The following is a 20,399-nucleotide window of genomic DNA, read 5'->3' as shown; positions in this document are numbered from 1 at the left end:
TTAGATCGCGTATAAAAGGGAAGCTGTGCCAATAATTTGTCTCTAAGGACAAAATATTCATACTTCATGCCCTCCATGGTGGTTAAGCAAATTTGCACCTGGCAGATGCCGCCAGATTTGCCCAATCCGCCAGCTGAGTTAACACCTGGAACCCTGATTTATTTAGCCATCGAATTTGATGGCCATGGCTACTGTCTGCTGGCCACAGAAATTGATGGAGACTACAGCTTAAGCGAGTGGCACCCCTCCCTCAAGACTGCTGAGCGACAAGCGGCTCAGCGGTTTGGTCCAACGGTGAAGGATTGGGAAACGTTGGGAATGCCGTAAAACCTCGTAGGGGGCGCTCCATGGCAACCCCCTACCATTAGATGTCCCCAAAAGACGTTCCCAAAACTGACGGGCTTATCCCCCCAGCTTAAAGCCAGACAGCGTAGCCGATGATGTCCGCGCTGGATCCAGCTTAAACACGACGGTGGCCAACGGTGGCAGGGTCAGATCTAACGAATAGGGCCGATTGTGATACGCCCAGTCCTCGGACCATTTGCCGCCTAAGTTGCCCATGTTGCTGCCGCCAAACTCGCGGGCATCGCTGTTAAAGATTTCCCGATAGTAGCCTTTAGCCGGAACACCGACACGATAGTGGCTATGGGGCTGTGGGGTAAAGTTACACACCGTGACGATAAACTCATCGCTGTCTTGCGCCCTACGGATAAAGGCGACAACGCTGTGGCTGCTATCGCTACAGTCAACCCACTCAAAGCCCTGCTGGTCAAAGTCTTGAGTATAGAGGGCGGGCTCACTGCGATAGGTGGCATTGAGCTTCTCCATAAAGGCTTTCATCTGCCCATGGGGCTCATACTCTAGCAGGTGCCATTCCAGGTCACCCCACACATTCCACTCGCTCCACTGGCCAAACTCCATCCCCATAAACAGGGTCTTTTTGCCTGGATGGGTAAACATGTAGGTATACAGACAGCGCATGTTGGCAAACTTTTGCCAATCGTCACCGGGCATTTTGCCGATCATGTTGCTCTTGCCGTGGACCACCTCATCGTGGGACAGGGCCAGCATAAAGTTCTCGCTAAAGGCATACCAGATGCTAAAGGTGACGTTGTTCTGGTGAAACTGACGGAACCAGGGGTCCATGCCGAAATAGTCCAGCATGTCGTGCATCCAGCCCATATTCCACTTGAGGTTAAAGCCCAGACCGCCTACATATGTGGGCCAGGACACCATGGGCCAGGAGGTGGATTCTTCGGCGATGGAGAGCACTCCGGGATAGTAACTAAAGATTAGGTGGTTGACCTGGCGCAGACAGTCGGCGGCTTCAATGTTTTCGCGACCGCCGTAGTCATTGGCCACCCACTCGCCTGCTTTGCGGTTGTAGTCCAGGTAGAGCATGGACGCCACGGCGTCTACGCGAATGCCATCAATGTGGTACTTGTCAAACCAGAACAGGGCATTGGCCACCAGGAAGTTGCGCACTTCATTGCGGCCATAGTTAAAGACGAGAGTGCCCCATTCCTTGTGCTCGCCCTTGCGGGGGTCGGCATGCTCATAGAGATGGGTGCCATCAAAGAAGGCAAGGCCATGGCCATCCTTAGGAAAGTGACCGGGGACCCAGTCCACCAAGACACCAATGCCGTTCTGATGGCACTGGTCGATAAAATACATCAGGTCTTCAGGGGAACCGTAGCGCGAAGTAGCGGCATAGTAGCCGGTTACCTGGTAGCCCCAAGAACCGTCAAAAGGATGCTCAGCAACGGGCAGTAGCTCAATATGGGTAAAGCCTAGTTCTTTGACATAGGGAATCAGCTTATCGGCCAGTTCACGGTAGGTGAGAAAACGGGCACCCGGCTTAAGTTCCGCCACTGTGACCACCGGGGCATCGGTCCCATCGAGCTGTTGCGCTGGCTGAGCCGATGCGGCATGCATCCAGGAGCCCAGATGAAGCTCATACACCGATACAGGCTGGGTCATGGGATCCTGCTGGCGGCGGGTTTCCATCCAATCGCCATCCTGCCACTGGTAGCTTTCAAGATCCGTCACAATTGAGGCGGTTTTGGGCCGCACTTCCTGCTGAAACCCATAGGGGTCAGACTTTTCGTAAATGTGCCCTGCGTGGTTTTTGATCTCGTACTTGTAGGCAGCACCTACCGCAATTTCAGGAATAAACAGCCCCCAGATGCCGCCATGGCCAATGTTCATCTGATGCTGGCGACCGTCCCAGTTATTGAAATCCCCCAAAATGGAGACGTTACGGGCATTGGGAGCCCACACGGCAAAATAGACACCGACCACACCATCAATAGTGGTGAGGTGGGCTCCCAGTTTTTCGTAAATGCGATGGTGGTTGCCTTCACCAAATAGGTGGGCGTCATACTCAGTGACAAGGGGAGACCGAAACGCATAGGGGTCGTAAACCACATGCTCATGGCCATCGGCTTTGTAGCGGAGCTGATAGCTAGCTAGGTCATGAACATCCAGTACGCATTCGAAGAAATCATTGTGATGGTCGTTGGCCATCAGCACTTCCTGACGGCTATCGGGTAGTAGAACCCAGGCGACTTCAGCTTTGGGCAGATAGGCGCGCACCGTCCAAACCTCTTTGCCATCTATCTGAATGCGATGGGGACCAAGAACGTCAAAGGGATTATGGTGAGAATTGCCGACAATCCGGTCAATTTGCTCTGGGGCCGTTGTTAGTGCCATAGGGGTCTAAAATCTAATATCCGTATATAAAAAGCAGAAAGTGCTGTTTAAAAGCTGTTTAAACAATGGTTTGCTCAAGCCCTGCCACTGCTAAGGCAAAGCAAGGACCATGCAGTTTAGGTTAACAGAGCGTAACAACAATTGCTTGTAACCAAAGAGCTGTTTTTGGAAAAAAGGGGTACTAGGGCAAAAATGGAATGATGGGTTTGAGGGAACGTCGGGCCTGTAGCAGAAAAACGTTGAAACGCAGCTCAAAACTGAGGGTGCGGGTGATTTGGGAATCGGCTAGCTCGGCCTGTAGTTGGGCATAGTCCGCCGCCGATAGGGGGGCTCCGTCTAGGGGAGAGCGGGCGTCAAAAATGATCTCGGTTCTCAATATTTCTTCTGGCACATCATCGACCGGGGGCAGCACAATCTGGTCTATATTGACTGCTGAAGCATTAGCAGGGGCAACCCTGGGGTGGTTTGGCTGAGTTTCCAATGGCTGTATAGACTGGGCCAAGGTGCGATCGCACACACCACACCACAGCCCCAGACAGACGATACTGGCACCCAAGATTTTCGGCCAGGACACTGGGGATGGACAAATTTCGCTATCGTAATGCATCGCTACCGTTTTAAAGATTGCTGCCGTGGGCAGTGCCAAGGAGTTCTATGTCTAGCTTTTCTATCGTTAGTTTAATGGGTTGCCAGGTAAATCGCTGTTTACCTAGGCACTTAACTGGGCGGTTGAGTGGGCTTGTCTATTCTGGGACGGCATTAGCGCTCTGGGCCGCGTTGGGAGCAGCGATGCCAGCAGCAGCCCAGTCGCTGCTCGAAGAGCAGGTTGAGTTTCAGCCCCAGCAAAACACCCATACCTTTATGGCTGAAGCGGGACAGGCGGTGATCATTGAAATGGTGAGTGAAGAGTTCGATACGTTTATCACGCTGTTGACACCGGCAGGGGACGTGCTGGAACAAAACGACGACTATGATGGTGGCCCCCATGCCACGATTGTGGCCGAGCTGCCCGAGACCGGCGAGTACACCCTGTTAGCGGGCTCATTTTATGGCCAGTTTGGTGGCGACTATCAGGTATCGGTCAAATCCGCTACAGACTATCAGCAGGTCTATGACCGGGCCTTGGAATTGATGCAGTCTGAGGACTATGGCGAAGCGGCTGAGGCGTACAACGCGGCGCTTGTCCTGGTGCCCGACCAGCCGAATGCTTACCTGGGCAGAGCCGATGCCCTGCTGCGTCAGCAGGCGTTGCTGCTAGGCGAGGACTTTGAAGGGCCTGATGATTTGCCAGCGGAGATCCGAGCCGATATTGTGCAAAATTACGAAACCGCAGCCCAGCTCTTTAGGGCCAATGGCCAGGGGGAGTTTGCCACCTTAATTCTGGAGCAGGCTGAATTTATCCGGTCTGGTCAAGAACCCCAGGGTAGCTAGATTTTCTGGCAAAAATTGGTGATTCCCTAGCATTGATGAGTTTGGATTTTTGGCGATTCACAGAAAATTGGTAATTTCTTCATACAGTGGCCAAAACCTTCCGGACAGCCGTTGGTCTTTAAGAAGGTGTGAATGAGTAGATGAACCTTGACATATCCCTCACATGTTGGGGGATTTTTTTTGTTTGGATAAAATCTGGAGTTTGGCCAAAACGGCTTCAGCGCCTGTTTGCCTGGCTGACGAAACCGGCTTCCAATCATGAATTTGCTTCAGTGGGGACTTAAGCTAGTAGGGAGTCCAATCCCCGCTGTTCGTCTAGACTATGACCACTGCCCCCACTGCAACTCCGTTGGCCTGGCCTGAGTTAGAAGCCCTCGATACGCTTCAAACCGATCGCATTAATGGCCCCACCAATGCCCAGGCAAGGCTGCGGCTGTTTGGCCAAACCGAAGCCGATGTGCGAGTTACTCTGTATCGCGATAATCATGCCTGGTGTCCCTACTGCCAAAAAGTATGGCTGTGGTTAGAGGAAAAGCAAATCCCGTACCGCATCGAAAAAGTAACCATGTTTTGCTACGGCACCAAGGAAGCCTGGTTCAAAAAGAAGGTACCCTCCGGGATGCTACCGGCGCTGGAATTAGATGGGCAATTAATCACTGAAAGTGACGATATCTTAATTGCCCTAGAGCAGGTATTTGGACCGCTGACGGTGAGTATGCGAGATCCAAAAGCGATCCCTTTGCGACAGCTAGAGCGACTATTGTTTCGGGCCTGGTGTAGCTGGCTCTGTCAGCCGGTGCGTTCCGCCCGTCAGGAGCAGTTTAACCGCGAACAGTTTGTTGCCGTCGTGGCCAAGGTGGAAGCAGCCCTGGCGGCTACGCCCGGACCTTACTTTTTAGACGAGTTTAGTGTGGTAGATCTGGTATTTACGCCCTATGTGGAGCGCATGAACGCCAGCTTGTTCTACTACAAGGGGTACTCCATGCGAGCAGAGAATCCTGGTTTTGCGGCCTGGTTTGATGCGATGGAAACGCGTCCCACCTATCGTGGTACCCAGAGTGATTTTCATACCCATGTGCATGATTTGCCACCGCAGATGGGAGGCTGTTGGGAGAATGGTGAACCCCAGGCTAGGGCTAATCAACAGCGGGTGGATCAGGGACCCTGGCTGGGGTTGCCGGATGTAGGATACGAAGAACCTGAGACGCCTCGGATGGAGGCCCTGCATCGGATGTTGAGGCATCGCAACAACATTGTGCGGATAAACCCGACAGAAGATGCGGTGATTGATGAGGCGCTGCGCTGCGCTCTCACTTATCTGATGACGGGTGAGAGTTGTGAGCCGCCCCAGGGCAGTGATAGCGGTCTGCGTTATTTGCGCGATCGCATCAATGTTCCCCGTGATATGTCGATTTATGCGGGTAAGCGTTTACGGGCAGCTTTGGAAGAAACGGCTGCCCTGGCGGGCGATCGGCAGGGGCCAGCGATTCCTGTGCGGAATCGGTATGATCAGAATCCGGCAGAGTTTGTGGCGGACCGTGGGACGGATGATGAGAAGTCATTGCCGTTTGGGTTGAACTGGCTGAAACGATAGGGTCTAGCGCGTAGGGTGCATTAGCGTAACCTTGTGGAGCGTAATGCACCTTCTCAATGAGTATTAGGAGAATCTTGGGAGTGGTGGGTAAACGTGGATATTGGCAAATGGCGATGACTATCCAGGGGTGTTTACCCACCCTACGATAAAATTCTCTTTTGTTAGCCTTAGTCTACCCGTATGCGCTTGGTGAGGATGGCCATGACCTCGTTGGGTCGCCCGGTGGGTAAGGGTTTACTCCAGTCGTTGGGTTCGGCATAGGTGAGGGTGTGGAGCAGGGTGATGGTGTTGCGCACGGGGGTGAGTTTGCCGAGCAGCAGGTGTCGTACGGTGTCGTACTGGTACTCGGGCAGGATGATAGGCGAAACGTTGGGCGCGTTTGCGCCCTGGGTGGGGTCTTGAAACATGGTTCTGGTTTCCTTTGTGTAGGTTTAGCCCCCTGGGGCTGTGGTTAGACAGCGACCCATGGGGGTAAGGACCAGAACTCAAGGGTTAGCCACCCTACAAGTGATGCAATCTGGGGTGGCTAAGGTAAACTAACCCTACGCCTCCAGGCTGGCGTTATCAGCTTGGCAGGGGAGTCATCGGTTGGGTGTTGTCGCACCCGCCGATGGCGCTAAGCAATTGAGTTCGGTAGGTCAGTGAATGACCATGGATGAAATCGTAGAACAGATTTGTTGTTGACGTCAAGATACAGTTTATTAAGGATCAAGAAATGTTGATAGGTGCTTGTTGGAATAAAGTTAGCCAATTTACGTAGGGTGCATTAGCGTAAGATTTTGGAGCGTAATGCGCCTTCTCAGTTGATGTAGCTGCTGAAAATCTGCATGTAGCTGTGGACTATGAAATTCAAGTATTTTTTTTGAAGAATGATGTTGGAGATCTAAGACTAAAGTTGATACAACTGGAGATGAAAACTCTCGGGCTTAGGAAATGGCAAGGCGTCAGAAGCGCAACTATAGAAAATCGTTTAGGCTTTTTGTCGGTATTGGCGCTTTCATCCTGGCATTTGGGTTTATTGTTTGGTGTGTATATAGTTTATTCCCAAGTCTTTTTCCAGCTTGGTTTAAAAAGGTAGTACAGATTACCGGAGGGTTTGGGGCGCTGCTTGCGTTGTCAAGTGCTGCAGTTACTGTAATACTCCCTATCCGAGAACTAACGCGAGAACAAGAAGCTGCAGATGCCACTGGACTGGCAGATAGTAAACCGATTCGTAGAGTCAAATACGAGACCTTAACGGCTCGTCTAGGGAAAAGTGGTAAGATTCCCTGGATTGATCGGGGAGCTGCTAACCCTGGTCTACTGCGAGAGCATGGACGAGTCGCTATCGTTGGGTGGATGAAATCGGGAAAAACCCGCGAAGCTGCAGAAATTATTCGTACAGCTACCGAAGATGGCACAATTGCCGCAGTTTATGAGCCCACATCTGCGCTGGATCTGATCAAACAAGACTCGCTGGCTGAGTCGATTACTATCCAGGTAGATGATCGTGAAAGAACATTATTTTTTATCGATGAATTAGGGCTTCGTCCTGAAAAAGAACGGCTTGAACGACTATCCCAATGTTTGGACACAATCACAAACCTTCGTAGAGATACCTACTGCTTAATCACAATTCAGCAAGAGCGCTTAACAGATACCGTCAGGGATTGGCTAAGTGAACATAGCTTTTATTTGCTGGAATTAGGGGCTTTAAATATTAGCCAACGTCAGGAGTTAGTCAATACTTCCAAAGATATTTGGGAGTTTCATATCACACCTGATGCAGTGAATGCACTAGCTAATCTGACTGATGGTAGACCATACAGTATTGTTTTCACTCTGCAGCAAGCTTCACAGGAGACTGAGCTAAGTAAGGTACTCGTTGAAAAGCTTTTAAATCAAAGTGATGAAGAGGCTTGGGCAGAGCAGCGGCGTAATATTATTAGTCTGGAGCCTTTAGCCGAAGTTTTGCTAGAGAGCATTGCTACTTTTGTCTCGGCGGGAGTAACACCCCGTGCATCTAGTATTAAACAATATGCCTGTTATCAGTCAGGATACAAACGGCAACGGCAGAACGTTTTCAATCTTATAGAGAGAGCAGCCAAAAGGTGGATAACGTTTGATATCGTCGAAACAGAGGGGTTATTTACGATACCAGAACCGTTAGTACTGCCGCTCCTAAAAGGAAATAATACGGCTAAATCAGAACTTAAAAGTTTTGTTGCTCAGTATAAATCTGACTGGCTGAATACTTGCTTAATCAAAGCTATGGAAGCTTTTGATGGAGCATTCAAAACAAGCTTATGGAAAAAAACCTCAAGAAAACTTTCAAAAATAAGCCTCCCAAAGACATACTACAGAGTACATAATTTTGTTGTAGATTCATCTACATGGAAGAGAACATTTGGCCAGTTGATAGATAAATTTTTCTATTGGCCGGTTGATAGAATTCTATTGCTGGCAGAATTAGGAGAGTATACAAGTAGAGAAAATTATTTACTTTACAATGCTCTTCTGGAAAAGGGATCATCTTTGATAAATGAAGAACGCTATAAAGATGCCATCGATTGCTGTACAAAAGCTATGATTCTTAGCTCAAATAATGCAAGAGCATATACTTATCGGGGACAAGCATATAGATGTCTTGAAAAGTGGGAAGAGGCAATTGCGGATCAAAACAGAGCCGTTGAAATAGATCAAAACTATAGTTGGATCATCGCTCAGAGAGGCATTACCTATCGCTTAATGAAACGATATGACGATGCCTTAAATGATTTCAACCGAGCTATTGAGTTAGATAGCAAACATGTTTGGGCAATCGCACACAGAGGCATCACCTATCGCTTAATGAAACGATATGACGATGCATTGAATAGCTTTAATCGAGCTATTCAATTAGATGGCAAACATGGTTGGATAGTTGTTCAACGAGGTATTACTTGTCTCGATATGAATCAATATAAGAATGCACTTCAAAACTTTAATCAGGCTATTAAGCTAGACCATAGCGATGATTTGGCAATTGCCCACAGAGGTATAACTTATCGTTTGATGAAGCAATACGAGGATGCACTCAATGACTTTAACCAAGCTATTCAGCTAGATAGTACCGATGGCTGGGTAATTACCCACAGAGGCATAACTTATCGTTTGATGAAGCAATACGAGGATGCACTCAATGACTTCAATCGAGCTATTGAGCTAGATAAAACCTATGATTTGGCAATTGCTCAACGAGGTTTTACTTATCGTTTAATGAAGCGATACGAGGATGCACTCAATGACTTCAATCGAGCTATTGAGCTAGATGAAACCTATGATTGGGCAATTGCTCAACGAGGCATTACCTATCGCTTTATTAGGCAGTATGATGATGCACTCAATGATTTCAATCGAGCTATTGAGCTAGATAATAAAGATAGTTGGGTGATTTCTGAAAAAGGTTTTACCTATTTACTTATAGGAAACTACGGAGACGCAGTTAGAGAGCTTGGAAAAGCCACTCAACAAGATCCTGAAGATGACTGGAGTCTCTATCTGAAGTCTCTGGCTCATCGTAAGCTTAGCGCACCAGATAAAGCACTGAGCAGTCTGAATCAGGCAATTTCCATAGCAGATCAAGAATATGAAGTAAGGCCAGGTAGCTATCTCAATACGTTTGATTTAGCACTGTACCATTTGGCAAATCGTAATATTCAAGAAGCAGTGAAGTACTATGAAACAGCTCTTATTACCTGCAAAAATATTTATGATGTAGAAACTGCAATTACAGATTTGGAGGGCTTTTCGAAACTATTTCCCAAACATCAAGGCGTTTCTGTTGTTCTGCAGCTTCTAAAAAGCAAGCTGAACGAGTTGAAAAAATATCTTAACGGCCTATGACTTTACTCACTGTACTGGTCGACAAGATGTTTCGTTTACACCCTATTCTCAGCTTGCACTTTTAGACGCAGTATACGATTGTATTATTCAAGCCTCAAGCATATGCCATAACAGGAAACGCCTCTTGTACTGCCGGATGAACAATTTTGCCCATGGCAACATTCAACCCCTGGGCCAGAGCCGCATCTTTCTTTAATGCATCTTGCCCGTGGTCGGCCAGCTTGAGCACATAGGGTAAAGTGCTGTTGTTCAGTGCCTGGGTAGCTGTCCAAGGTGCGGCCCCTGGCATATTAGGCACACCAAAGTGAACAACGCCGGACTCAACATAGGTAGGCTGAGTATGGGACGTGGGGCGCAACGTCTCAATGCAGCCGCCCTGGTCAACGGCGACATCAATAATCACCGAGCCCGGATGCATTTTTGCAACTAAGGTCTTGTTGACTAACGTGGGAGCTTTGCGTCCTGGGATGAGAACAGCCCCAATCAACAGATCAGCGTCGGGAACAACTCGCTCGACCTGGGCCGATGTGCTGTAAAGCAGTTCGACGCGGGAACCAAACAAGGTCTCTAGATAGGACAGACGGTCAATGTTAATGTCTAAAATCTGTACCTGAGCCCCCATACCCACAGCAATGCGCGCCGCTTCTGTGCCGACAATGCCGCCGCCGAGAATGACGACTCTGCCTGGTTGCACACCGGGAACACCACCCAGGAGAACACCGCGACCGCCCTGCTGCTTTTCTAGATAGCGGGCACCAAACTGTACCGCGAGGCGACCGGCAATGATACTCATGGGGGTGAGCAGGGGAAGCTTACCGTCGGCGGTCATGACGGTTTCATAGGCAACTGCATACACACCACGGGCCATCAACGCCTCAGTCAACCTGGGCTCTGCGGCTAAATGTAGATAGGTAAACAGCAATAGGTTATCGCGGAAGTATTGATATTCGGAAGGCTGGGGCTCTTTGACCTTGACTACCATGTCTTGGGACCATGCGATCGCAGCCTCCGACACCAGGGTGGCTCCAGCAGCGGCATAATCAGCATTGGAAAATCCAGCACCGCAGCCTGCATTTTCCTCAACGACGACCTGATGTCCTTTTTGGACAAGAGCCTGCACCGCCGCAGGCGTTAAGCCAACTCTAAATTCCTGGTCTTTGATCTCTTTGGGTAGTCCAATTCTCATGACAAATCGCTCTCCTATAGATTAAGGATGTGTTTCTACCTTTTTCAACGTTGTTGTTGCAATGCTTTTTGAGGCGAGGTGGGGGTGTGGGGAAAGCCACCTGTTCTCATTAAATATTGATGACTTGAACAGTAACACTAATTTTGAGAGTTAATCAATCAAATTTATGGTCTGTTGATGACAAATGATGAAAAATATCGGACAGTAGACTATGATACAAAAAGTGCAGCGGTCCCTTGCTAACGTTGCACCATTGAAGACCCGCCCCATAGGCCTCGAAAGATGTTAGTGCTGTCTATCTATTTTTCATCTCTAAGTCCTGGCCATGTACCCTCTGATTTGCATATCAAAGAGGGGCGGCTTCATAAGCATTTGCTCAAATGGAACGGTGTCGGTTCCCCCTACGCCATGGCACCTGTCTAGGACTTTACTGATTAACTCCACAAAAATACTGTAGCTCAAGGATTTTGGGTCTTGCCAGCGTTGAACATTCCTGGGTGGGGAGATGTTTTAACCTGGTATTAAGTAGATGGCCGCAAGTAAACATCTCTAATGCCGCTAGTTTCGACTCCGCTCAACCAGCTAATTTTGAGAGTAAGAGGGCTGAGCGGAGTCGTTCGTGCAGCGTCTCCAAGGAGAAAGCCCGGATAGATAGTTTTGTCCAATCACTTAGGTCATTTCTTGAGACGACTACAGCGTGGTTTGGAGTGCCAATAATTTAACCATGGCGTCTGTGTTGTCATGGTTCAGCATTTTATGGCTGTGGCTGATCGGGCCACTGACAAAGGCTATCAACAAATATCCCAACATCAGGAGTGAATAGTTTCTATGGCAACATCCCTAAACAATCAATGTGTTCTGATTACCGGCGCTAGTAGCGGCATTGGCACCTCCTGTGCCCGATTGTTTGCCCAAGCTGGAGCCAGACTGATCCTGGCCGCCCGCCGTAAAGAGAAACTACAGACACTGGCAGACGAATTGCAAGAACACTATCAGGCCCAAACGCTGCTGCTGTGTGTCGATGTCCAAGACTGCCGGGCGGTCATGGCCGCCATTGAAGGGCTCCCACCAGACTGGCAGGACGTGGATGTGTTGATCAACAATGCGGGGCTGAGCCGAGGTCTAGAAAAACAGTATGAATCTCCCATCCAAGATTGGGAGGAAATGATCGATACCAATGTCAAGGGACTGTTATATATTACCCGCACTGTTGTTCCAGGGATGGTAGCTAGAAGGCGGGGTCATGTGGTCAACATTGGGTCCATTGCTGCTCGACAGACCTATGCGGGGGGCAGTGTCTACTGTGCGACGAAAGCAGCGGTAAAGGCGTTATCGGAAGGTTTAAAGATAGATCTGTTGGGCACCCCCGTGCGGGTCACTAACATTGAACCAGGATTAGTGGAAACAGAGTTTAGCAATGTGCGCTTTCGAGGAAACGATGACAAAGCTAAGTCTGTGTATACAGGAATGACGCCGCTCACCCCTGACGATATTGCGGACACTATTTTGTTTGCGGTGACCCGCCCCGCCCACGTCAATATCAGCGAAATTTTTGTCATGCCCACCGACCAGTCTTCTGTCGCCCATGTTCATCGGAGCGTGGCACAGCGATGACATTGATTATTGTCATCACAACGTTTGTAGCGGCCTTTGTCCAAGGGGTGTCAGGTTTTGGATTTGCTTTGGTAGCTATGCCCATCTTATCGGGGGTAACCAGTATCCAAACGGCGGCTCCGCTGGTGGCGCTGACTACCCTAACTAACAACCTCATATTGTGTATCTATTACCGTCAATCATTTGACCGCAACGTGATCACAAATTTGTTACTGGGCTCGGTGTTGGGCATTCCCATCGGTTTTTTAGCCTTGGATTATATCCCCACCGCGTTAATGCTGATTGGCTTAGGCTTTGTCATTGTCACCTATTCGCTATACTCCCTAGTTAGCCCTGTGGTACCTGTTTTGAAATCTAAACTGTGGGCCTATGGGGCTGGATTCTTATCGGGGATTTTGCTGGGCAGTTTTAATCTGCCTGGGCCACCGGTCATTTTGTATGGCAGCAGTCAGCGCTGGTCTCAGGAAAAATTCAAAGGTAATCTCACCAGCTTTTTCTGGGTGAGTGTAGCGATTGTTGTTGTAGGCCATGGGTTTCAAAATCGTATCTCGGAAGAGATTATTCGCCAGTTTCTGATAGCGATACCGGGTTTTATATTGGGATTGTTTTTAGGTGTCGTCTTGGCAAAGAAGTTTGATCCTAATATTTTTCGGAAGGTTATCACTGTTTTATTGCTAGTAATTGGAGTGCGACTTATTGTTTCTGGAATTTATCTATAAGTAAAAAAATAAGTAGAAAATGGCAAAGAACGCTTTACTCAGAAGAGCGTTTTATTTTGCTGTGTAAATTTCTAAAACGGGTCCAGTCAGACTATTGATACATCCTCTAACCTCATAAATTACCGACTCTTTGGCTTTGATGCACCTATTTGTTCGACCTCATTTTTCTTAAAAAATCTTTTATTAGATCGTGTGTAAATATACAGAAGAGAACTTTTGATTGCTTTTATTGTGTTAGCAACATTTATAGAATTCGCTTCACGATGAATACGATGTAGTTCTTTTTTAAAAGTACGCTTTCGCTTTAGGAATCGTTTTTGATGTTTGCTAGTTTGAGTCCAGAAAAGACTGATTTAGGAAAGATGGATGCCAATTCTCTCTGGCATCCCCTAGTACAGCACAAGCCGTTTTCTCAAAAGCCACCCAAGTGCATGGCGAAGGGTGTGGGCTGTCATGTTACCGATACCGATGGTGTCGAATATTTTGACGGTATCTCTGGTCTGTGGTGTGTCAATGTGGGCTATGGCCGTCAAGAGCTGGCGGAGGTGGCCTATGAGCAAATGGTCGATCTGGCCTACTTCCCACTCACCATGGGCCACGAGCCAGGTATCCGCTTGGCCCATAAACTCTTGGAGCTGCTGGGCTATGAGGGGAAAGTGTTTTTCTCTACGAGTGGTTCAGAGGCGAACGAAACCGCCTTTAAGATCGCTCGCCAGTACCATGCTCAAACGTCGCCAGCGGGCTCTGGACCGCGCTACAAAATTATTTCTCGCTATCGCGGCTACCATGGCCACACTATGGGGGCACTAAGCGCAACGGCGCAGGCTGAACGTAAGCTTAAGTACGAGCCTTTGGTGCCGGGTTTCTTCCATGTGAGTCCGCCCTACTACTATCGGTTTGGCGATGGACAGCCGGAGAATGTGTATAATGCAGCCTGTCTGCGAGAGCTGGAACAGACGATTCTCTATGAGGGGGCAGAATCTGTGGCAGCGGTGATTGTGGAGCCGATTATCTCGGGCGGGGGGGTGATTGTGCCGCCCGAGGGGTATTTGCGTGGCGTACGGGAAATTTGCGATCGCACCGGCATCCTTCTCATCTACGATGAAGTCGTCAACGGCTTTGGCCGCACCGGCAAGATGTTTGGCCATCAGCACTGGGGTGTAGAGCCTGACATTATCTCCTTTGCCAAAGGACTTACCAGTGGCTATATGCCCCTTTCTGCCACGGTAGTCAAACAGTTTATCTTCGAAGCCTTTTTAGATGACCCCGGCAGTGACAGTCACTTTCGCCATGTGACCACCTATGGCGGTAGTCCGGTATGTACCGCCGTGAGCCTGCGTAGTATCGAAATTCTAGAGAGAGAAAACCTCTGTGAGCAAGCAGCTGAAATGGGTGAGTATCTGCTGGGCAAACTGCAGCGGCTGCTGGATCATCCCAATGTAGGCGATGTGAGGGGTAAGGGATTACTACTAGGGGTGGAGCTGGTCAAAGACAAAGTTAGCAAGACACCTTTAGAGAGTGATGCTGTGGCTTCAATAACTAAGTACTGCATGGGTCAGCAAATCATTATTGGTCGTAATACCAATACCATTCCTGGATTTACCAATGTGCTCATCCTGGCACCACCGCTGGTAATGAATCGTGAAGAGGCCGATCGTTTGGCAGACACTCTCTATGATGCCGTGTTTGCTTTACCGAGTTCCTAAGTAAATGCCCCTCGATCTCTATGTCGGGGGGCTTTGAATTAACGGCCTCTATAAAGCCGCCTTAGTATTCCCCCCTTGAAAAGGGGGGCTAGGGGGGATCCTCCGCATCTACAGGCTTTCTCGATCCCCCTCAATCCCCCTTGAAAAAGGGGGAAGCCAGTCGTTGAAAAAACGTTATGGAGATTTCAATGTTATCAGCAAACCACTAATATCTCGTAGTTTTCCCTAAGCCAAGACTCAACCCAAAGTCTCTCAAATCTCTCTCATTTGGAGCCAATATCATGAAAAAATCGATGTTCAGGTTGAAACATTGTCTCTACGGTCTTGCCTTTCTATTAATCTTTCTACCCCAGGTCGCCTTTGCCCAAGATGACGCGGCTCCGGTTGGCTTTTTAGGGTCTATCGAAGCGGGTGTCCAGAGTGTAGTAGATGTTCTCAACCTGATCTTTTACTTTAAGATCGGCGGTGAAAATGGTATGCCGTTTATCGTCCTCTGGCTGGTAATTGGCGCGATCTTTTTTACCTTCCGCCTTAAGTTTATCAATGTTCGTGCCTTTAAACATGCCATTGATGTGGTGCGGGGTAAATATGACAGCGAAGAAGACGAAGGAGATGTTTCCCACTTCCAGGCATTGGCGGCAGCGCTGTCGGGGACCGTGGGGATTGGTAACATTGCCGGTGTTGCGATCGCAATTCGCCTCGGAGGACCTGGAGCTGTCTTTTGGATGACCATGGCCGGTTTTCTGGGCATGTCGAGTAAATTTGCTGAATGTACCCTGGGTCAAAAGTATCGTGTGATTAAGCCCGATGGCACCGTTGGCGGTGGTCCTATGTACTACCTGTCTCGCGGGCTGTCGGCCATGGGACTGGCCCCTGTGGGTAAAGCGCTGGCGGTCATTTTTGCAGTGTTCTGCGCCATTGGCAGTCTGGGCATTGGCAACATGTTCCAGGCCAACCAGGCGTTTGCGGCTGTTTCTAATGTCTTGCCGTTTCTCAACAGCCTGAGCTGGTTATTTGGGATTGTTCTGGCGCTAATTGTTGGCTTAGTTATCCTGGGGGGCATTGAGCGCATTGGAGCCGTAGCCGGTGTGTTAGTCCCGGCCATGGCGGTGATTTATGCCTTAGCCTGTTTCTGGGTGATGTTGGTGAAACTACCTGAGGTGCCGGGGGCCATTGGTACCATTATCGTCACGGCCTTTAACCCGGAGGCAGTTGCCGGTGGAGCCGTGGGTGCCATTGTGATTGGTTTTCAGCGAGCAGCGTTCTCTAATGAAGCCGGGTTGGGCTCAGCGGCCATCGCCCACTCTGCAGCGAAAACAGATGAACCCGTCCGAGAAGGCATTGTTGCTCTGCTAGAGCCTTTCATTGATACCATGTTTATCTGTAATCTGACAGCGATTGTGATTGTGTTGACAGGGGTTTACGCCGATCCCACCGCCGCCGATCTCAATGGTGCTCAGCTGTCTGCCGCATCGTTTGAAACGGTGATTGGCTGGTTTCCCTATGTGATTGCTGTCGCCGGATTTTTGTTTGCCCTGTCTACGATGATCTCCTGGAGCTATTACGGTCAGCAGTCCTGGGCCTATCTCTTTGGTGATAGCACCGTTAATGTCTACAAAGGTATTTTTCTGTTCTGTGTTTTTGTGGGTGCGGTGGTCAACCTTGGTCCCATCCTGGATTTCAGCGATATTATGGCCCTGGCGATGTCGTTACCCAATTTACTAGGGTGCTTCCTGATGTCAGGCTTACTTGCTAAAGAGTTAAATAGCTACATGGCCCGTCTGCAGTCAGGTGAAATGCTGCCAGAACCCCAGGTTGCCCGAGAAACTGTATTACGGAGGTAAAGGAGATGAGTTGGCTCAAACGAAAATCTGTTCTCATTCCCATCGATTTTTCTGAACTTTCTTATCAGGCTTTGGGGCCGGCCAAAGAACTAGCTGACGATATTTCATCCTTGCAACTCATTCATGTGTTGGCACCGTTGTACCCGGCTGATCCAGCCGCCATGTGGGATACGATTAGCGATGAAGACCGCAAGCAAAAAGTTCGCAGCTTTACCCATAATAAGCTGGGCGAAATGGGATATGGTGAGCTTCCCATTGAGGTGGTCATCGGTGACCCCACGTCTAAAATTGTGGACTATGCCCAGGAAATCGATGCGGACTTAATTGTCATGCCATCCCATGGACGTAAGGGGGTCAGTCGTTTTCTCATTGGCTCTGTGGCAGAGCAGGTTGTGCGCTTATCCCACTGTCCGGTGCTGATTCTTAAGTAGTTGAGTATTAAGTGAAGGACTGACAGGTACAACTGTTCAAATTTGCCAAGCTTCATCTGGTCGCTTTTTTATCTGTCCACTTAACGGACAGATAGGGGAGCGATCTTTTTAGCGTTAGGCCATATTAGCTATACTGGCAACAATGAAAGTACTTCACTGGCTTCGAACTGTAGTACTGTGCCTAGGCGGTGCTGCCCCGCTCTTGATGGGCACGTCTGTGCTGGCTGCCGAAGATGTCACCTTATCCTATGGGGTGCTAGAGCTATCGGTTCCGGTTTCATCCTTGGAAGCCTATGCCTATGAAAACCAAATTGATGATGAGCTTGGGGTTTACCTCAAGTTTCTCAGTGAGCAAGACCAAGCTGACTTTCGGGAGATTTTGACCACCCCTCTGGATGTCACATCTGTAACGCTCTCCCAGGTACTTTACGATCCGTTGGGAGAACTTTGGCTACAGCGTCTAGGGAATGTAATTCAAACAGAGTCGTGGCAAAACGGAGCGCGGGGGCTACGGGGGTCTTTAATTTTGGCAGCAGATGATGCGGAAGGGCTGACGCTGCTCAATGTCATGCGCCGCTTTCCCACACCGACGCTGCGGATTAACTCGGTGGAGATTTTGGACGTGATCAATACGGTGGTGGAGCTATTGGAAGAAACTGAGGGTGCGATCGCAACCCTCCATACCCAGGCCAATACCAAAATCGCCGCTGCCGAACCCATCGACTTTACCCAGCGTCCCGACCTCACCCAGCCAGGGGCACTCACCTGGCAAATGCAAACGTTGGCATTGCAGGATACCCGGCGAAACCGACAATTGCCCGTCGATCTCTATGTGCCTGATAGCAATGCGCCAGCTCCCTTGGTGGTAATCTCCCACGGGTTTGCCGCTAGCCGCACCAACTTTGTCGATATGGCCCAGCACTTAGCCAGCCACGGCATCGCCGTTGCCGCCATTGAGCATCCCGGCAGTAACTTTCGACAGGTAGAAAATCTGCTAGAAGGCAATGTCTCAGCGGCCATGGCCCCCAACGAATTTGTCGATCGCCCCCAGGATATTTCCTATCTGTTGGACGCCATTGCCAGCCAAGGGGCCTTAGCCAATCGGATTGACCTCAACAAAGTGGGTGTGATGGGACACTCCTTTGGTGGGTATACGGCCCTGGCGTTAGCCGGGGCTCAGATTAATGTCGAACAGCTGCAAACCCGCTGCACAGATGAGCTGACGGAGGTAGATTCGGTTAATGTATCGCTGCCCCTACAGTGTTTGGCGCTGCAAAGTCAGTTTGAGCAACCGATCCACGATGAGCGGATCAAAGCCGCGCTTGTCTTTAATCCTATTACGAGTCTGGTGTTTGGAGCGGAGGGGCTAAGCCAGCTGAAAACTCCGATCCTGATGGTCAGTGGGAGTGCTGACCCGGTTGCTCCAGCCCTAACAGAACAAATCCGTCCTTTTACCTGGCTGACTTCATCAGACAAGTATTTAGCGCTGATGCAGGGCGGTAGCCATAACTATACTCAGTCCAACGTCCTGCTGCCCGAGGAACTCTCTGGCTCCGATCCGGGGCTAGCCCGTGAGTATCTGAAAGGCCTGAGTCTGGCCTTTATGCAAACCCACGTTGTTGGGCAAAGGGACTATCGCCAATTTTTACAGACAGGCTATGGTCAATACCTCAGCCAGGAGTCGTTGCCGCTCACATTAGTAGAGGACCTGGCACTCGTGGAACCTGACTCCTAAAAGAATGATGTAAGAAATATGCAGATAGGTATAGACAGATGCGTGTTTTCTCTTAGGGCAGACCACAGGATCAGACAGTTCTAAGGTTATTTCCGTGTTTACTCTGATGGTGGTTTTCAGTAGACATCCTAGATTAAGGACGTTGATTCCGAAAGCTCACTGAAGATTCGCTATGGCTGTCCTTGTTCGATCTATACCTTTACTAACATGTGTTCTCACGGGTCTGAGTTATTCGACCCCATTGGCGTTCGCCCGTACAGATCCATGTTTAGCAACAGATAGCTGTTTGCCATTGGAACAGGCTACAGCTGAGCACTGTCGCAGAGAACAAAATAACAGACTTAAAGAAACTCTCGAATCTACCGAGAATATTGTTATCTTATCTGCCCACGGTAGCCGCATTGAACAGGCCAATGGTCATCTGTCCTCTACGCTGGCCAGATTTGATCATGGGAACCCCTATGACTTTTCGGATCATGGTTCGGCGACGAGGGCATATTGGATTTGTGGATAGGATGGTTGATAATAGGAAGCGTTGTCCAAAAACGTTAATCCATTATGCCTGTACCCACTAATCTAGCGACTCTGGATGGCACTCCCCTATCCCCGGATGCGATCGCAAATAAAGTCGTTCTATTCGTTAACGTTGCCAGTGCCTGCGGCTTGACACCTCAGTATAGCGGCCTAGTAGAACTAGACAAGGCATATGGCCCCAAGGGTCTAGTCGTTGTGGGCGTACCCTGCAATCAGTTTGGTGCTCAAGAGCCTGGTACTCCAGATGAAATCAAGGACTTTACCAAGACCAAGTACGATGTAGACTTCACTCTGCTAGAAAAGCAGGACGTCAACGGTGCTAACCGTAGCCCTTTGTATCAGTTTTTAGTGGGCAATGGTGAGGATATTAGCTGGAATTTTGGCAAATTTGTTGTCGGTCGTGACGGTGAAGTTGTCGAGCGTTTTGACCCTAAAACGGCACCCGATGCACCTGAGTTGAAGGCTGCGATTGAAAAAGCTCTGGGCTAGTTCTAAAACAGCTAGTTAGATTTAATCACGTTCAGCCCCTTTATCCGATTTTGGATAAAGGGGCTTGCTGCTACTTAGATTGAACGGGTTATCTCCATCGGTTCCGCAGCGCCCACTAACCCTAACAAAGGTCCCATTTGCTCCTGACCGTTTAGCGCCAGTTCACTGTGACATAGATAAAGTCTCTCCGTTGTCCGACTCAATAAGTCTCGTAGAATTCTCTCCAATCTGGCCTCGTGCATTGTTTCCGTATCTAGTGCAGTCACCGGTCTCTGGGGCCAGTCACTCAAGAAAATCTCGGCTCCAAACAGTTCATCGCGACCCGTTAGCCAGCGAGGAGACCCCGCATCTAACCAAAACTGCCAGCGGTGGGTCAATCGCTGCGCTCGATACTGAAACACCGTTGCCAACGTTACGCCCTGACGCTCTCCATCTAGCGATCGAGCCGGATAGGGATTGGCTGATACCGTTCCCTGTTGCAATAGTCGAATAAAGCGTCCCACATCACTTAGGGTATCCTGCCCTGGCATGCCGCCATAG

At 49.4% G+C, this 20,399-nt stretch carries 15 protein-coding genes and 1 pseudogene; 11 read left to right on the top strand and 5 right to left on the bottom strand.

All coding sequences use genetic code 11. From position 1 onward, the window contains the following. Positions 1 to 75: 75 nt before the first annotated feature. Positions 76 to 327: a hypothetical protein gene (locus IQ260_RS04865; RefSeq protein ID WP_193991387.1), complete on the top strand. Its 252-nt coding sequence runs from the start codon at positions 76 to 78 to the stop codon at positions 325 to 327. 75 nt (positions 328 to 402) lie between these two features. On the opposite strand, the gene glgB is transcribed toward IQ260_RS04865, so the two are convergent. Then, entirely contained in the window at positions 403 to 2,712 is a 2,310-nt protein-coding gene (gene glgB / locus IQ260_RS04860) for a 1,4-alpha-glucan branching enzyme (protein ID WP_193991385.1), read from the bottom strand. Positions 2,713 to 2,893: 181 nt separating this feature from the next. Beyond that, positions 2,894 to 3,286: a hypothetical protein gene (locus IQ260_RS30860; RefSeq protein WP_228015556.1), complete on the bottom strand. Its 393-nt coding sequence runs from the start codon at positions 3,284 to 3,286 to the stop codon at positions 2,894 to 2,896. Between the two features lie 80 nt (positions 3,287 to 3,366). Between IQ260_RS30860 and IQ260_RS04850 the strand changes: the two genes are divergently transcribed. Continuing rightward, complete coding sequence (locus IQ260_RS04850) at positions 3,367 to 4,143, top strand: tetratricopeptide repeat protein (RefSeq protein ID WP_193991383.1); 777 nt, start codon at positions 3,367 to 3,369, stop codon at positions 4,141 to 4,143. Positions 4,144 to 4,465: 322 nt separating this feature from the next. Continuing rightward, positions 4,466 to 5,737, top strand: a complete 1,272-nt coding sequence (locus IQ260_RS04845) for a glutathione S-transferase family protein (RefSeq protein WP_193991381.1) — start codon at positions 4,466 to 4,468, stop codon at positions 5,735 to 5,737. Between the two features lie 167 nt (positions 5,738 to 5,904). On the opposite strand, the gene IQ260_RS04840 is transcribed toward IQ260_RS04845, so the two are convergent. Further along, positions 5,905 to 6,144: a hypothetical protein gene (locus IQ260_RS04840; RefSeq protein WP_193991379.1), complete on the bottom strand. Its 240-nt coding sequence runs from the start codon at positions 6,142 to 6,144 to the stop codon at positions 5,905 to 5,907. Between the two features lie 526 nt (positions 6,145 to 6,670). On the opposite strand from IQ260_RS04840, the gene IQ260_RS04835 reads away from it, so the two are divergent. Then, positions 6,671 to 9,601: a tetratricopeptide repeat protein gene (locus IQ260_RS04835; protein WP_193991378.1), complete on the top strand. Its 2,931-nt coding sequence runs from the start codon at positions 6,671 to 6,673 to the stop codon at positions 9,599 to 9,601. 94 nt (positions 9,602 to 9,695) lie between these two features. On the opposite strand, the gene ald is transcribed toward IQ260_RS04835, so the two are convergent. Beyond that, complete coding sequence (ald, locus tag IQ260_RS04830; RefSeq protein WP_193991377.1) at positions 9,696 to 10,787, bottom strand: alanine dehydrogenase; 1,092 nt, start codon at positions 10,785 to 10,787, stop codon at positions 9,696 to 9,698. 828 nt (positions 10,788 to 11,615) lie between these two features. Here ald and IQ260_RS04825 point away from each other — a divergent pair. The 7 genes from IQ260_RS04825 to IQ260_RS04795 all read left to right on the top strand — a co-directional run bounded on the left by IQ260_RS04825 (position 11,616) and on the right by IQ260_RS04795 (position 19,859). After that, entirely contained in the window at positions 11,616 to 12,401 is a 786-nt protein-coding gene (locus tag IQ260_RS04825; RefSeq protein WP_193991376.1) for an SDR family oxidoreductase, read from the top strand. Further along, positions 12,398 to 13,120 carry a sulfite exporter TauE/SafE family protein gene (locus IQ260_RS04820; RefSeq protein WP_193991375.1) on the top strand — a complete coding sequence of 241 codons (723 nt, stop codon included), beginning with the start codon at positions 12,398 to 12,400 and terminating at the stop codon, positions 13,118 to 13,120. The genes IQ260_RS04825 and IQ260_RS04820 overlap by 4 nt, the downstream gene beginning before the upstream one ends. Positions 13,121 to 13,440: 320 nt before the next feature. Further along, a complete protein-coding gene (locus IQ260_RS04815; RefSeq protein ID WP_193991374.1) occupies positions 13,441 to 14,826 on the top strand; it encodes an aminotransferase in 1,386 nt (461 codons plus the stop codon). A gap of 281 nt (positions 14,827 to 15,107) precedes the next feature. Next, entirely contained in the window at positions 15,108 to 16,670 is a 1,563-nt protein-coding gene (locus tag IQ260_RS04810) for an alanine/glycine:cation symporter family protein (protein ID WP_193991373.1), read from the top strand. A 5-nt stretch (positions 16,671 to 16,675) separates the two neighbouring features. Beyond that, positions 16,676 to 17,101, top strand: coding sequence for a universal stress protein (locus IQ260_RS04805; protein WP_193991371.1), 426 nt, complete (start codon positions 16,676 to 16,678; stop codon positions 17,099 to 17,101). Positions 17,102 to 17,306: 205 nt separating this feature from the next. Beyond that, a complete protein-coding gene (locus tag IQ260_RS04800; RefSeq protein WP_193991369.1) occupies positions 17,307 to 18,836 on the top strand; it encodes an alpha/beta hydrolase in 1,530 nt (509 codons plus the stop codon). Between the two features lie 558 nt (positions 18,837 to 19,394). Next, the gene (locus IQ260_RS04795) at positions 19,395 to 19,859 is read left to right on the top strand and encodes a glutathione peroxidase (protein ID WP_193991367.1); all 465 of its coding nucleotides are present in this window, start codon (positions 19,395 to 19,397) and stop codon (positions 19,857 to 19,859) included. Positions 19,860 to 19,933: 74 nt separating this feature from the next. On the opposite strand, the pseudogene IQ260_RS04790 reads toward IQ260_RS04795, so the two are convergent. Beyond that, positions 19,934 to 20,399, bottom strand: a pseudogene (locus IQ260_RS04790) (hypothetical protein); the annotation flags it as partial.

This window comes from Leptolyngbya cf. ectocarpi LEGE 11479 (genome assembly GCF_015207065.1).
Lineage (GTDB): Bacteria > Cyanobacteriota > Cyanobacteriia > Phormidesmidales > Phormidesmidaceae > Leptothoe > Leptothoe ectocarpi.
Note: the sequence above shows the minus strand (reverse complement) of the source record. Positions and strands in the feature narration are given on the sequence as shown.